The sequence below is a fragment of the Planctomicrobium mucosum genome (assembly GCF_051466335.1).
In the GTDB taxonomy this organism is placed as follows: Bacteria; Planctomycetota; Planctomycetia; order Planctomycetales; family Planctomycetaceae; genus Planctomicrobium.
Genome location: NZ_CP195793.1, coordinates 1,787,976 through 1,802,500 on the forward strand (window position 1 = coordinate 1,787,976; position 14,525 = coordinate 1,802,500).

The window sequence follows — 14,525 nt, forward strand, 5'->3', positions numbered from 1 at the left end:
CATGATAAGTGTTGTGAGTTTCAGTTTTTAGGCTGGGTCGGCTTTTTGTCCGCCTAGTGCGTCCTATGGATATTCGAAATTATGCCTGGTGGTTGAGTTTCCCGATGGGGAATCCCTTCGGGGTCAAGACGCGTGTCAGCGTCTGGTTTGCTTTGATCGCCGTGATTCTGTGTTCGAATTTCGGAATGCAGATTGGTGCCATTCTCACGTTAATGCTGTTTGTTAGCACTCTTTTCCATGAGTTTGCTCATGTGTTTGCAGCGAGGAAAACTGGTGGGGCTGCCGATGAAATTCTCATCTGGCCGCTTGGAGGATTGGCGTTCACCAAGCCAGCAGCGAATTTTTACTCGGAAGTCTGGACGTCGCTCGCGGGGCCAATCTCAAATGGGGTGATCTGTCTGGCTTGCCTCCCCGCATTGATCGCCTCTGGGACTGTGAAAGAAGGGATGTCGCTGCTGTTCATGCCGGACGTTGATCTCGGACCGAACGTGCTGACTGACGTCTGTTTGCTGTTGTTCTCCCTGAACTTCAAGTTGATGGTCGTGAACTTGCTTCCGATTTATCCGCTGGATGGTGGACAGATCGTCCTGACTTGGGCAAAGGTCTACTGGGATCGCCACACCGCCCGCATGGGAACGATGCTCGTGGGGCTGGCTGGCTGTGTGCTGCTTTTGCTGGCGACTTATTATGTGAAATCGCTGGATCTGATGCTTCTCACCAGTGTGCTGCTGGCGATGTGCCAGTTTGAGTACCTCGTGTCGGTTCTCGGCCGCGCGCACGATGAGTCGTTCCTTGGGTACGACTTTTCTCAGGGGTATACGAGCCTTGAAGATGGCGACGACAGGGAGTCCGCACCAAAGGTTGGGTTGCTGGAACGCTGGCGTCGTCAAAAGGCAGAACAGAAGCGAGAAAAAGATCAGTTACTTCGTTTAGAGTCGGAGCGCCGACTCGATGAATTGCTGGAAAAGATCAATCAGCAAGGGATGAAATCGCTGACGTCCGATGAACAGCGATTTCTCCGGGAAGCAAGCGGCCGCTATCGCTCACATGGCAATGGATGATGCGGGCGTTTTTGCGTTTCTGACGAGTGAAATGTCGAGGTGAGAATTACAGATCTGACATCATCGCTTTCAGGCGGGCTGCATCTTTCTTTGGCATCGATTTCAGAAGGGGAACAATGGTGAAATTGCCGACCATTTTTCCTTTTCTCATGAACATCCAGTCGCGGATGTCTTCTTCTTTGATTTCAATACGGTCGCCGACCTTTGCGTTTTTGATGAGCTGTGGCTTGTTGTTGAGCGTGACGGTCACTTTTCCGTCCTTTCGCTGAACTTCGGTTCCCCACATGACCTCGTTTTCATCTGTTTCAGCGTCATGAATGGCGAACTTCACCGCATGTCCACTTTCACCGGGACCTGGGTTCTCGAGCTTGTCCCAGAACTTCGGAAGAGTCTCTTTCGCCTTTTTGACAGCGGCGACCATTTCGGGGGCATCGTTCTCAATCCGGATGATAGGAGGATCTTCGGCGCGAACCTCCATTACATTGGAGAACGTCACGCAGGCGAGTTGGGCGAGTAGCAGGAGAAGATTTGTGGTTCTGTGAAGCATCGAGACCGACTCCAGAGGTGAACTTGCTTTTGGGGGACGTCTGGTTGTATTGAATTTTGCTTATGTCGATGATCATGGGAAGGGGTCAAAAAAGAAAGCCCATTCGAATGGATGATTCGAACGGGCTTTTGAAAATTTAGCACAGAGTCCTGTTGAAGGAGGTCTGTTTAGAACTCCCCGAGAACTTCGCCGTCATCGCGAAGCATCAGATTGGTGTATGTGACAAGTGCAACATTGGTGCTGAGAAATCTTGCAGATCCATCGCACATCCCGATTCCGACCACGCCAGTATGAAAGCTGTAAGGTTGGGTGCGGTTGTTGTGACCCAGGAATTTGAAGCCGCACGGATCGATTGCTGCTTCGTTTGCGGAGTTGTGCGTTCCACAATCGATTGAGAGAGACCCGGCGTCAGGTTCCATCGGAGATCCATTCTTTCCGCGGCCGGTGGCTTGCGGCCCGGAAAGCGTGATGTTGTCCTGCTTGTATGCTGTCTGCTTGTCTCCCTGTCCGCCCGCCCATGCAAGGTCGACAGTTCCAGTTTGCTTACGGCCATTGACCCACAGGTCTGGAGCACCGGCACGTTCATAGAACAGGACAGTGTTACTCATTCCATCAGTGATCTGAGCAGCGCGGGCGCCCCTCCATGTTGGATCAGTTCCGCGAGAAATTGGAGGGCTAGTCGCCGTGTTGAAATTCATCTGAGGAGTTCCTTCTTGGTACCACAGGCGATGGCCCACGGGGCGAAGGCTTGGAATTCGGCAGGTTGAATAGTCAGTTGAACCCGCGAGGAGCGTTCCACTCTCAATTGTGTGGCTCCCGGGAGAACTTGGGCAGATATAGGTAGACAAAACGGTCGCAACGGCGGCAGTGATTTGAGGATGCCATTTCGCGTTGCTCCATGTCCCGTTGTAGTACAACGTCGGATCGCTGATGGACATGTCACCGTTGGGGCGAGCGCCATTGATCGTCTGGTACAACTGGGTTTGCTCAATGTATGGAAGGATCTTCCAGAGAAAACCAGTTCTGTTGTAGGGATAGTAGCCGTTTTCGTGTTCAAACTGGGCCATGCCCAATGTGATCTGTTTCAGGTTGTTGAGGCACTGTGTGCGTCGTGCTGCCTCGCGAGCCTGCTGAACTGCAGGGAGGAGAAGGGCAATCAGCACTGCGATGATCGCGATGACCACCAGCAATTCGATGAGCGTGAATCCTGAACGTGATTTCGGGGGAGAGGCCGTCTGGCTAAGGCGGGCAGGTCGGACAAACATGTGGTTCTCCGGAGTTCGTCGGGGTGGCTGTTGTGATGTGCTCGTGATCCGAGTGCGTGGTGGCTGGAGAACTGTTGGCTATGAACGCTACAGGATGTCACAACATCAGTGGTAAATGTTGTTGAGATTGAGTCTCAGTACGGAGATATCATGGGGGTGGATTCGACTTTTGGAAGTCACTTCATGTAGGAATTACGTAATAAACCTGTGATATGTAGTGTTGATGGATTGTGTAGAGTTGATGCGTGGTCGTCTCGATCGGTGTTTACTATTTGTAAGTTGATTCGGAGTAATGTTTTGCGACACGATTTGCAGCGTTCGAGTCGTCGGGTTTTAGTCGCTGACGCACTGTTCGTCAGAGTGGGGCTGAAGTCTTTGGAGACCCGAATTCCCTATTTTTAAGAATCGACGCGCTCTGCCATTCGGCGAACCGAGAACAAGTACCACTCCAATCGCGAGGCTCGTTGGCTACGGATTTCTCGGGGCAGGCCAGGCAAACGCTGATGAACAAGCGTTTCCGACTCCGTGATCCGAGCCCACCAAATCGTTGTCTCTCGACAAGATTTGCATTCATGACAATGATTCACCCAAATCACTGATTCGTGTTGAACCTCCGAGCGCCCGCTCCGTTTTCAACCATCACTCCTCAACTTATTGGAATCTCCAGTGCGCTGGTCTCAGACATTCATCCCTACCATGAAAGAGGATCCTTCTGACGCGGAGATCCCCAGCCACAAACTCATGCTACGGGCCGGATTGATTCGGCAGCTGATGGCAGGTGCGTATACATATCTGCCGTTGGGATACCGTTCGATTCGCAAGGCTGAGGCGATTGTCCGCGAGGAAATGGACAATGCAGGTGCTGTCGAACTCTTCATGCCAGCCCTTCAACCGATTGAATTGTTCGAGCGCACGGGGCGTATCAATTCATTTGGAAATGTGCTGATCAATTTCAATGTCACCAGACGCGACCACAAGCTGCATCTGGCGCTTGGGCCGACTCACGAAGAGGTGGTGACCGATCTGATCGCCCGTCACATCACCAGCTACCGTCAACTTCCGCTGACCGTCTATCAGATTCAGACGAAGTTCCGGAACGAAGAACGTCCGCGATTCGGAGTTCTTCGAACGAGCGAATTCCTGATGAAGGACGCGTACAGCTTCAGTGCATCTGTCGAGCAACTCGATGAAATCTACAATCGGATGTACAACGCTTACTGTCGGATCTTCTCACGTTGTGGATTGGAATACATCCCGGTGGAAGCGGAAAGTGGTCCGATTGGGGGAGACGCTTCCCACGAATTCATGATTCCGGCTTCCAACGGCGAGGACAGTATCGTCCGTTGTACCGGATGTGGATACGCAGCGAACCTCGAGAGAGCCGATACCGGTCGCTCAGCAGCGGGCGAAGTGACCGGGGCACAGGCAGAACGTCAGGTCGTGGATACTCCGAAAGTCGGGAGCATTGAGCAGGTGGCGAAGTTGCTGAAAGTGGCAGCGAGCCAGATGCTGAAGACTCTGATCTACAGCGAGGATGGAACTCCCGTGGCTGTATTAATCCGCGGGGACCACGAGGCGAATGAAGGAAAGATTCGCCGTGCTCTGGGCGTGAAAGATGTCGAACTCGCGGATGAGAAGACGATTCTGGCTGTCACAGGAGCACCTGTCGGCTTTGCTGGACCAGTTGGTCTGAAATGTAAAGTGATCGCTGATTTTGATGCCGTCGCAGTGTTGAATGCCGTTGTCGGGGCAAACGCTGCTGATCAACATCTCACCGGGGTCAATCTCGGTCGCGATTATCAGGTTGAGGGGACCTACGATCTGCGCAACGCGGTCGATGGCGACCCATGTCCGAAGTGTTCTGTTCAGATGGGCTTCGTCCGCGGCATCGAAGTCGGCCACGTTTTCAAATTGGGAACGAAGTACTCCGTTTCTCTGGATGCGAACTATGTCGACGAGAAAGAAGTACGACACCCAATCATCATGGGCTGTTATGGGATTGGCGTGAACCGCATTGTAGCTGGTCTTGCTGAGACTCAGTATGACGAAAACGGTTTGATCTGGCCGATGGCAGTGGCTCCCTACGAAGTCATCGTTATTCCGTTGAACGTGACCGATTCTTCTGTGATGGAGGCTGCCGAGAGGATCTACGCTGAATTGAAGGGAGCCGGTGTTGACGTGCTGATGGATGACCGTGACGCACGTCCTGGATTCAAGTTCAAGGATGCGGACCTGATCGGAATTCCTCTTCGGGTTGTCGTTGGCGGTAAGAGTCTTAAGGAAGGTGTCGCGGAAGTGAAGCTCCGCACTGCTTCTGCACCGACACTTGTTGCCTTGGATCAGGTCGTGGGGAACGTGGCTGACATTGTTAAGAAAGCGAAATCCGTTTAGGAAAATGTCAGAATCTCGCTAAATCGTATCTGCTATTAACTATCTAAAACCGCGTACCTGATGGGTACGCGGTTTTTTTTGTTTCGCATCGCTTCATCGGAGCGATGCCGGTTAACAGTTGTGTGATGATTCCTTGGTTAATGACAGGAAAAAGACCTAGTTGAGTTAATGGGTGTGACAAAACGCTGCAATTCCTGTGAAAAGGTGGGATGCAGTTTGGCAGAATTCGCAGCAATTGGCCGGAAAATTTATTGGAATTTAATGGGAATCCTGTTTGATATATCAGAGTTGTGATTTTCTCAATCTTATTGATTGGTGTTTCTATCTTTCCCTTACTCAATTTTTGGAGACAGAATGATGACATCTGCTCGAAAAAGGTCGGGTTTTACTCTCATTGAGTTACTGGTCGTGATCGCGATCATCGGCGTGCTCGTTTCGCTGCTGCTTCCCGCAGTTCAGCAGGCGAGAGAAGCGGCACGGCGAAGTCAGTGTCGTAACAATTTGAAGCAGCTTTCGCTGGCTGTGCATAACTACATGGATTCAAATACATGCACCCCGCTGCATATGCATCGGATTGCATCGGACTACGCAGGGGGGAATGGTCGAGCCGGCGGTAAGTCGTGGTACTGCGGATTGCTGCCCTACGTTGATCAATCAGCGGCCTACAATCGTCTGAACTTTAGTGACGGAGAAGGGTGGAATGCGTTTGCGGCCGGAACGTCGACTCAGATGCAAGTTTCGCGAGTCCGAATTTCAATGTTTATTTGCCCGAGTGAATCCGTGACGAATGCCGTTCAGGGGATCGGAGCCGCGAACTTCAGCTACGTCGGGAATGCTGGACGTCCACGCAACATTCTTCTTCCCGGTCAGGCTCCAACCGCTGGGGCAACTTTGGGACCCTCTCCCGGGACGATCAGTATGTCACGAATGACACCGGGCGGCCCGTACAGCGACCGTTGGAGAAGTGCGACCAACCGATCGTTTGCCATGCGAGATGTGACTGATGGAACATCGAACACAGCGCTTTTCAGCGAATCTCTCATCAGCAACGGAAGTCAGGAGAACACTGATCGTCGGCGAAATCTGTGTTACACGAATTCAGCGATGGTCGAGCAGTACGACGTCTATGCCGATGCGGTTGTGCGAGACGGTCTTACCAACCCTCAAAACTGGGGGGACTGGACTCAGTACAAAGGGCATAGCTGGATGTATTCTGATTCCTGGCAGAAGCATGTCTACGCTCATTTGATGCCTCCCAACACGATCAGTCTGGCAGCGTACAGCTCGGATACATTCCGCTGCCATGAAGGAGATGGAGCGATTGCAGCCAGTAGCGACCATACGGGTGGTGTTCATCTGGCAATGATGGACGGGTCCGTCCGCTTTGTTTCGAACTCGATTGCTCTTCCAATCTGGTGGGCGATCGGGACGAAATCGGGCGGTGAGACTGTCGGAGAATTCTAAAATCGCCTCGAGCGGATGGTCATTGAAGTTCGACTTCGGATGTTTCATGAGAGCGAGGCTCCGTCTTTTCGAGCTTCGCTCTTTCTCGCATTCATCGGTATCAAGGATAAGTTGGACAATGAGTCACTTTCATTTTCGGAATTGTGTTAAAGCGTCCCTCCGGTTGATTGCTGCCACGGTGCTTGCGATCGGTACTGCCTCGTTGGGGGGGTGTGGTTTGAATAGTGGAAGTGGAGATGCGACCGCAGCCCGCCTCAGTGAGATGGGGGGGTATACGATGGATGTCTTGGTGAGTGAAGTCTCTGGCCGTATCAAAGAGTCCAAGCGACGATCCAATGAACGGAAGCCCGCTGCCGGTGGAGGAGAGGACCGAACCTCGTCGAATGGGCCGGGGGGGAATCCATTTGCGATGGACCGAATTGCTTCGGATGTTGCTGAGAAACTCAAGAGCGTTCCGGATGGGACTTCGGAGGCAGGTGTTTCGCAACTCATTGGAAAGTTGAAAGAAGCCAAAGTTGACGGGGCACTCCTTACGGAGTTCGAGGTGGAATTGAAGAAGAAGATCTCGTCGACCCCGGCAAAGTAGAACGGTCAGCGATTCGGGTTTGATCTGGGAAATGAAATCAGTTTTTCTGCTGGGACTCTTCCCGTATAGAGCAGTCGCGCGTGAATTCCGGTTCCGTGACTTTCTCCGGGACCGGCATTGCTGCGGAATTCAGGCAACGCCACGAGCTGTGCTGAATGGCGCTGCATGTTCCTTCTGCGTGTGCTACCCGCTTCCGAAGTTGGCATTGTGATCGCAAGGAAGCTGATTTTCTGCGTTCAAAACGTCTCGTCAGCGGAGTCAAATGGTTAGCAGTCTCGTCGAAACTGAACGAGCACTTCGCTGAGTGACGTGGGATGGCTTTCCTGGAGGCGAGGCCATCGAAATCTGACGCGGACGTTGCTTCGAAATATCTTGTCGAGTCATGTCCCGTCGAAGGACGGGCGCTCCTCGCAGGCTGGCGTCGCCGGAGAACGGGAGATGGAGTGGACGTTTCAGGCAAAAATCGTCGACGTGAACCCGGCCTTCCACAGGAATTGAATTTGAAGGGTGGCTGCGTTTCTTCGTCGCGCAACGCCGTTGCGGCGACGTATGCCATGCGGAGATTGGGAACTCCATTTCGCTCAAAATGCCGTGATTGCACGTGATTTGCTTCCGCGTTCCGTGGTGGGAAGGCCACGTGGTGTGGTCAATTCGCGAGCTGATTTTGTAATGAATATATACTAAGTGTGTTAATAATTTTTGACGAGATCAATAGATGAATTGTAAATACCATTGACTGACAATAATTGCGTTGATATTTGTGGATGCATCAGCTTGTTCTTTTTAGTTGATTCAGCGAATTTTTCGCTAGTTTTTCAAGATGATGCACGTTCGTGCAAATTTCCCTTCAACTGTTCTGATTCTCCGTTCTTCACTTCAGATTTCATCGCTTTCTTGAAGTTGTTATGGCCAGCCAAGTCCTGTGCTGGTCCCCCTATTTTGTTTAATTGATCGTAGACGATTTGATTGATGGTGGATTGTATTTCTGTTTAGATGAGGTATTCAGATGAGTTCAGTTTTTGACCGTCCTGCTCGTTCCGTTCGAAGAGGCTTTACGCTCATCGAACTACTCGTCGTGATTGCGATTATCGCTGTGTTGATCGCACTTCTCCTCCCCGCCGTCCAACAGGCACGCGAAGCGGCCCGTCGTTCTCAGTGCAAGAACAATCTCAAGCAACTTTCACTGGCGATGCATAATTACCATGACGCGGTGGGGTGCTTCCCGAGTGAAGCGTTTTACGCTGCGAACATCGGCGGAACCTGGACCGCTCGTAATCACACGTGGGTCTCCATGTTGCTTCCGTATTTCGATCAGGCACCTCTGTTCAATCAGATCGATTTTACAGCCCCTGCCTGGAACCAGACGATCGCTGATGGAAGTCGGTTCATGTCCAAGAAGATTCCATCTCTCCTGTGTCCATCCGACGTTCCGGTAGAACTCGATCAGGTTGCGAATATTCAGTACACAAACTACGTCGTTCCGGAAGGTTACGACTGGTGGATGCGTAAGGGGACGAAGCTGACCAATATCTTCGGGGCAACGAACTCAACCAAAATTGCCCATGTCACCGACGGAACGTCCAACACGATCATGGTGGGGGAAGCGACTGCAACCTCCTACAAAGATGGCTTCCAGAGAAATGGGGGCGGTGTGCCACGTAATGGTGGCGGCGAAGCTGTGATTCGGGCTGCGTTCCTCGCTCCGGTCATCGACGGGGTCCCTCTCGCAAATGCTTGGCCAAACCCAGATGGATCTGCGGGTGGTGGATGGTTTTCGACAGCCGTGCAGCCCGGCGGTGCGATGGCTTTCAAGCCGACCTACCTTTACACATCTGGTCTGAACGGGGATTGGCACGGTCCGAACAGCCGACACATCGGTGGAGCCCACTTCGCGATGGCTGACGGCTCAGTGAGATTTATCAGTGAAAATATTCAGTACAACGCTGCGATGGACAGCGACGCAAACGGCGGTCAGAGCGTTTGGGGAGCGATTAATACCATGGCCGGGGGCGAAGTTGTCGGCGAGTTCTAACAGGTGAAATGACGAGGGGTGTCAAAAGTACCCCTCGACTTTTCTTATGACGACATCTTCCAACCCAATACCAGCAACGTGATTTTTGGGCAGAACGAATCCGACGCTGCGGCGTTTCAACTGAAGCAATGGAGAATTTCACAATGATCTCGTTACGTTCATTGTTTGCGGTCGCAACGGTTTCAGGTGCACTGATGGCCGGCTGTGGTGGAGGTTCAACTCCTGATGGTGTACCCACTGTGAAGGCGACCGTCGTTGTCACTGTCGACGGTAAGCCTGTCGATGGAAAGATCGACTTGCGGCTGACTCCTCCGACCGTTGTCGAAAAAGTGTCGATGGTGCGTGGGGCCAAACAGCCTGATGGAAAGTATGTTCTCGAAACGTATCGACCCGGCGATGGTGCCCCGCCGGGGACATATAACGTCTCTCTTGCTTCTGGGGACATGGCCGACTTTTCCGTCAAAGTTCCAAGTATCGAGCCGGCATCTCTGGAAGTTCCTGCGAAGGGGGGAGAGTTGAAGCTTGATCTTGTGAGCACCGGGAAAGGGGCTCCAACAAGCCTGATGCCAAATCCGCACGCAAGAAAGAAATAGTGAAGGTTTTCGTTCTGTGACTCAGCGAATCGGCCGCTTCGAAATTCGAGGCGGCTGATTTTTGTTGAGTCATGATGAGAACCGAACTGATTCGGCAAAACTGAACGGCAGCTTATTTCGGCGTCGAGGTGAGTTTAAAGCTCATGTTCCGAACTCTCATCGAGACATTTGAAAGGCCCGGGACTTCCCAGCCGAAGTTCATGCCGGTGATTTTGTAGTCATCCGCTGAACGTGAACCTTTTAAAAATCCCCGCTTCCAAGCCTGTTCGAGTGAGTCCTGAAGATAGGGTTTGAGGTCAGCCTGAATTGTGCTCCATTCGCCTACGGCCAGGCCCGATTCGAGAAATGGGGTGATTCCAGTGTTGTAAATGAAACGAGCGTGGTCGCGGTCACCATCGATCATGTAGGGAGGTGGGGCGACATGACGTTCATCGTAGAACAGGACGCCGAACCAAAGTGAATCGCCATAACCCGCGCTCTCTCGATTCACATTTGCGATCGTGAAGTACATCACAAATTGTGAGGTTGGGGCTTGATGCTCTGCGGTCTCCAGCATCAGATCGACGTGAAATTGGGCTGATTCAATCTGGGAGATGGCGGGAATCTCAGCAAGTACCCGTCCGTCAGGCCCCCCATGAAAACGTTGTTGGATCAGCAAGTGCGGCCAGGGATCTTCCTCGCGTCGTGCTGTTCCATCGAACTCTTCAATGGAATTGACTCCCAGGATCAGCTCCCCTTCTTCTGTTCCGGCAGGGTTGAGCGAAACTTTCTTGAAAACAGACTTCCTCTCAATTCCGGCTGTTGATGTTTCGGAGACTGGGGCGTTGAGAATGCTGTCACGGCTATACCATTGCACGAGTTCCCACGCAGGAGGCAGTTCTGTTCCGGGGAGTTGGATCTTCCCTTCGCGATGGATTTTTCCCCCTTGGTGGGGGTGCTTTGGGGCGAGTACCCAAAATCCTCGCTCGAATCGTGGGTCCTGAATGAGTTCAATCGCTTCGCAAGCAATCGTAGAGGAGACGCTGATCGCAAAAATGATTGCCAGTGAAACAATGGCAATGACGAATCGAATTGGCATGTCAACGAGGCTTTTAAGAGGCGGATTAGGCAGGGGAATCAACTGGAGGTACATTGGACTTGGTTTATGACTGAGTTGCAACGACGCTTGGTGCCTTCTCAATTGAATCAATCGAATGATCGGAGTTCATGATGATGAAGCGAACTGATTTCATAGTGGTGGCAACTGTGGCTGCAATCGCTGCCGCTCTTTGGTTGGCCCCGTTTTCGATGCGTCTGAATGCAGATGATTCAAACGCCCTGCAATCGGCTCCTGACAGCACTGAAGCCTCTTTGAATGAGCGGGTTAAAGTCCAGACTCCATTCTCCAGTCAGGAAAAAGAAATTCTGGAACGACTGAAGGAACCGTTGACGGATGGTGGATTTGTGGCCAGATCGTCTTTGCGAGAAATGTTGAGGCAATTCTCTGAAACGCAAGGTGTTCCCATTTACTTTGATGAAATTGCGATTGAAGATGAGGAGATCGCTCTCGATGACGACTTCGAGATCTCTTTGGGCGATATCAGCAGAGAGTCGGCGCTCAATCTTGTTTTGAGATTGGAGAGGATGGGCCGGTTGAGCTGGATCGTTCAGGATGATTCTTTGGTTATTACTTCCATTCACGCAGCAAGCGAAACCGCGTGTGTCTGTCTCTACGATGTGAGCTGGCTCCCTGAAATCAATCAGCGACAATTCCCTGATATCCTCCGGGCTGGAATCATGGATGAAGAGGATTATGGGGGCGTTATTTGGAGCGCAAGCATTGTGAATGGGATTCTTATCGTTCGAGCCGATCAAGCTTCACAGAGGAACGTGGAGACGTTGTTGAATGGGCTGAAAGTCGCGACTCAGTTTCGATCAGGGGCTCCAACCGCCAATGTTCTCACTACCACAATACCCGTTATTAGCCACAGCATGTGTGGCGGCTCATCGGCACCGGGTGGCATGGGGGGCATGGGGGCATGGATTGACGGCGTGACTCCCGATGGAAGTGGAAATCAAGCGAACAACTAAACGAGAGAGTTTCCCCTCTTACTCATCGGTTAAGTCACTCTTTCGTGCTTCGGCCAACCTTTGCAGAAGATTTTGTTTCATGCTGGCGACGATCTCTGATTTCTCAGGGACCGTCGCCAGATTTTGATACTGGTGGGGATCATTGGTGAGGTCGTAAAGCTCAGCGCCCTCTTCGCCGTCTGTGCCATATTGAATGTAGGACCAATCCTTCGTCCGAACCAGTAACCCATTTCGCGCCGGAGAAGTGCAGAGTATTGAGTTACGGACTTCAAGTGATGGATCAACGAGCAGGGTGGAGATGTCTTTTCCTTGTAGACGGTTCTGCTGGGGAAGCCCAGCAAGCGAGGAAAGTGTTGGATACAAGTCGATTAATTCCACAAGCGAGTGGGATACTCCCGGTTCTCGTCCCGGAACAGAAATAATGAGAGGGACGCGAGTCGATTCCTCCATAAGACTCACTTTCGCCCAGAAATCGTGCTCGCCAAGGTGGAATCCGTGGTCGCTGGTGAAGACGATCACGGTGTTGTCTGCCTGCCCGGATTGATCGAGGGCATCGAGCACTTTACCGACTTGAGCATCCAGGTAGCTCACCGCTGCATAGTAGCCACCGATGGCTTTGCGTTGTTTTCGCTCGTCCATCTGCATGTTGATGCTGGTTTTATAGTTGATCCCCGCTGCGGGAATGTCGTCCCAGTCGCCGACAACTTTTTCGGGCAGGGGGATGCTGTCGTAGGGGAGATAATCCTTGAAGTAGGCACTTGGGGCGACAAACGGGACGTGGGGGCGGACGAATCCGACAGCCAGAAAAAATGGTTCAGCTGCGTGCTGCTCAATGAGTTCGACAGCTTTGCTCGCGGTTTTGCCATCGCTGTGGACAAGGTCATCGCCGTCCGCTTCGACAACAACAAACGTGTTTCCACCCATTACGGGCTTTGTTTCATCCGGATTGCTTTCGAGAGTCTCGCCATCGCCGGGCGCCTGCCACTCCGGACCCTGGCTGTTAAAGCGTTCAGTCCATGATCTCTCGTCATCTGAACTGTTCCCTCCTTTGACGATGTCTCCCGGAATCCCCATGTGAAAAATCTTGCTGACGCGGGCGGAGTAGTAACCGTTGTTTATGAAATGCTGTGGAAGTGTCGCGCGGTCTCCGATGGTCGGGCGAACTGGTCCGTATTCAAAAAGCTGCGTTGCGTGCGGGTAATATCCACTTAAAAGCGAAGCCCTCGAAGGACCGCAGTAAGTCGCGTTGCAGTATGCCCGCTCGAATCTCATTCCTCGTGCTGCGAGTTGATCGATGTTGGGAGTTGAACAAAGAGTGTTTCCGTAGCAACCGAGCGCAGTCGCTGTCAGGTCATCCGAAATGATGAGCAAGACGTTCATCTTCTGCTTCGTGTCTGCTGCGTAAACCGGAGCGAGGAACAGTGAAACCAGAACAGCAGCGATGAGCCAGCGGATGATCACAGTGCGTCTCTTCAATGGAGGAGAGAAGTCTTTGAAAATTCAATGTAAAGAGGCGGCGTTGGCTGTTCAAATCGGACGGGTCTACAAAAAAAGGAGTGAGAAGCTGAATTGCATCTCACTCCCGGAGTGATCGAACTGGTGATCGAACATTCGTTGCTCGCCGACTTATCGGCCGGAGACCTTCAGCAGGGTGGTCTTCTTCTTGAGCGTCATCAGTGTCAGGTAGACAATTGTGCAGGCCACGCCAATGACGATCCAGTGTGTGTCGATGCGGAAGGTGCGAGTGACGACGAAGTTTTCGAACTGGTCCATACAGACAAATGCGACAGCCAATCCGAAGAGTCCGGTGTATTCCTTCTTGAGTGCAGTGCGGAGGGAGAACGGCAGCTCAGGCTTTCGGTACTTGAATACGTTTGGAATGAACGCTGGTGTCTGGGACGCCCAGTTGGTGTAGGTTTCACCGAACTTGCCTCGCAGGAACTCCTCTTCCGCGAACATGATTCGCTCGTAATAGAGCCAGAACGCGAGTGTGAAGCAGATCACCATCCAGGGGACAAAGCAAAACATCACAATTCCCAGCCACATGAGATAGTTGCCCAAGTACAGCGGGTGACGAACTGTGGAATAGATTCCCGTCGTATTTACGGAGTTTGCGACCTGTGAGTACACGTTACGACCGGAAGTCTTCGGGGCGACATGGCCGCCAACGATGAACCGGACAAGGAGACCCGAGAGTGAGACTCCGAAACAGACGAGTTCCCAGGCATTCTGGAGTTGTTCACTCCCCATGGGCCGCCGGATATACGGAAGAGCAGGGATGAAAAGGAGGATCAGCAGGAATGGGAGATAGCTTCTCCAGCGAAAAAGCCAGTTCCCTTGGTCTCGAAATTCATCTCGCAAACTCATTGGTGCATCCTTGCAGCCAGTGTTGATATCGAACGATCGCTCAATTGCTCCTCAGATCAGCGTGTGAAGTGTGAAGGAGCAGTTGAGTGAGGCTGCTCATGAACTGATCAATTCCTCATTGAGGAGGTGAAGCAGAGCAACTTTCAGGA

At 52.1% G+C, this 14,525-nt stretch carries 12 protein-coding genes; 7 read left to right on the forward strand and 5 right to left on the reverse strand.

The features are described 5' to 3' along the window. Positions 1 to 104 precede the first annotated feature (104 nt). Positions 105 to 1,061 (forward strand): M50 family metallopeptidase, encoded by a 957-nt coding sequence (locus SH668x_RS07290; protein WP_437188036.1) that lies wholly within the window; start codon positions 105 to 107, stop codon positions 1,059 to 1,061. Positions 1,062 to 1,107: 46 nt separating this feature from the next. Here the strand turns inward: SH668x_RS07290 and SH668x_RS07295 are convergent, their stop codons facing one another. Continuing rightward, complete coding sequence (locus tag SH668x_RS07295) at positions 1,108 to 1,608, reverse strand: YegJ family protein (RefSeq protein WP_437188037.1); 501 nt, start codon at positions 1,606 to 1,608, stop codon at positions 1,108 to 1,110. Positions 1,609 to 1,775: 167 nt separating this feature from the next. Further along, positions 1,776 to 2,873: a DUF1559 family PulG-like putative transporter gene (locus SH668x_RS07300; protein WP_437188038.1), complete on the reverse strand. Its 1,098-nt coding sequence runs from the start codon at positions 2,871 to 2,873 to the stop codon at positions 1,776 to 1,778. Positions 2,874 to 3,539: 666 nt separating this feature from the next. Between SH668x_RS07300 and SH668x_RS07305 the strand changes: the two genes are divergently transcribed. The 5 genes from SH668x_RS07305 (at position 3,540) to SH668x_RS07325 (ending at position 9,939) form a co-directional block, all read left to right on the forward strand. Beyond that, positions 3,540 to 5,264 carry a proline--tRNA ligase gene (locus tag SH668x_RS07305; protein ID WP_437188039.1) on the forward strand — a complete coding sequence of 575 codons (1,725 nt, stop codon included), beginning with the start codon at positions 3,540 to 3,542 and terminating at the stop codon, positions 5,262 to 5,264. A gap of 354 nt (positions 5,265 to 5,618) precedes the next feature. Beyond that, positions 5,619 to 6,728, forward strand: a complete 1,110-nt coding sequence (locus tag SH668x_RS07310; RefSeq protein ID WP_437188040.1) for a DUF1559 family PulG-like putative transporter — start codon at positions 5,619 to 5,621, stop codon at positions 6,726 to 6,728. A 118-nt stretch (positions 6,729 to 6,846) separates the two neighbouring features. After that, positions 6,847 to 7,314: a hypothetical protein gene (locus SH668x_RS07315; RefSeq protein WP_437188041.1), complete on the forward strand. Its 468-nt coding sequence runs from the start codon at positions 6,847 to 6,849 to the stop codon at positions 7,312 to 7,314. A 1,006-nt stretch (positions 7,315 to 8,320) separates the two neighbouring features. Next, entirely contained in the window at positions 8,321 to 9,346 is a 1,026-nt protein-coding gene (locus tag SH668x_RS07320) for a DUF1559 family PulG-like putative transporter (protein ID WP_437188042.1), read from the forward strand. Positions 9,347 to 9,489: 143 nt separating this feature from the next. Then, complete coding sequence (locus SH668x_RS07325) at positions 9,490 to 9,939, forward strand: hypothetical protein (RefSeq protein ID WP_437188043.1); 450 nt, start codon at positions 9,490 to 9,492, stop codon at positions 9,937 to 9,939. A gap of 112 nt (positions 9,940 to 10,051) precedes the next feature. On the opposite strand, the gene SH668x_RS07330 is transcribed toward SH668x_RS07325, so the two are convergent. After that, positions 10,052 to 11,017, reverse strand: coding sequence for a hypothetical protein (locus SH668x_RS07330; protein WP_437188044.1), 966 nt, complete (start codon positions 11,015 to 11,017; stop codon positions 10,052 to 10,054). Positions 11,018 to 11,145: 128 nt separating this feature from the next. Here SH668x_RS07330 and SH668x_RS07335 point away from each other — a divergent pair, with 128 nt between their 5' ends. Continuing rightward, entirely contained in the window at positions 11,146 to 12,009 is an 864-nt protein-coding gene (locus SH668x_RS07335; protein WP_437188045.1) for a hypothetical protein, read from the forward strand. 18 nt (positions 12,010 to 12,027) lie between these two features. On the opposite strand, the gene SH668x_RS07340 is transcribed toward SH668x_RS07335, so the two are convergent. Together SH668x_RS07340 and SH668x_RS07345 are read right to left on the reverse strand one after the other, a co-directional pair. Then, entirely contained in the window at positions 12,028 to 13,464 is a 1,437-nt protein-coding gene (locus SH668x_RS07340) for a sulfatase (RefSeq protein ID WP_437188521.1), read from the reverse strand. Positions 13,465 to 13,635: 171 nt separating this feature from the next. Further along, on the reverse strand, positions 13,636 to 14,376 hold the full coding sequence (locus SH668x_RS07345) for a methyltransferase family protein (RefSeq protein WP_437188046.1): 741 nt from the start codon (positions 14,374 to 14,376) through the stop codon (positions 13,636 to 13,638). Positions 14,377 to 14,525 lie beyond the last annotated feature (149 nt).

Coding starts and splice junctions, on each gene's coding strand:
- SH668x_RS07290 (WP_437188036.1), top strand. CDS start 105: ATGGGGAATCCCTTCGGGGTCAAGACGCGTGTCAGCGTCTGGTTTGCT.
- SH668x_RS07295 (WP_437188037.1), bottom strand. CDS start 1,608: ATGCTTCACAGAACCACAAATCTTCTCCTGCTACTCGCCCAACTCGCC.
- SH668x_RS07300 (WP_437188038.1), bottom strand. CDS start 2,873: ATGTTTGTCCGACCTGCCCGCCTTAGCCAGACGGCCTCTCCCCCGAAA.
- SH668x_RS07310 (WP_437188040.1), top strand. CDS start 5,619: ATGATGACATCTGCTCGAAAAAGGTCGGGTTTTACTCTCATTGAGTTA.
- SH668x_RS07315 (WP_437188041.1), top strand. CDS start 6,847: ATGAGTCACTTTCATTTTCGGAATTGTGTTAAAGCGTCCCTCCGGTTG.
- SH668x_RS07320 (WP_437188042.1), top strand. CDS start 8,321: ATGAGTTCAGTTTTTGACCGTCCTGCTCGTTCCGTTCGAAGAGGCTTT.
- SH668x_RS07325 (WP_437188043.1), top strand. CDS start 9,490: ATGATCTCGTTACGTTCATTGTTTGCGGTCGCAACGGTTTCAGGTGCA.
- SH668x_RS07330 (WP_437188044.1), bottom strand. CDS start 11,017: ATGCCAATTCGATTCGTCATTGCCATTGTTTCACTGGCAATCATTTTT.
- SH668x_RS07335 (WP_437188045.1), top strand. CDS start 11,146: ATGATGATGAAGCGAACTGATTTCATAGTGGTGGCAACTGTGGCTGCA.
- SH668x_RS07345 (WP_437188046.1), bottom strand. CDS start 14,376: ATGAGTTTGCGAGATGAATTTCGAGACCAAGGGAACTGGCTTTTTCGC.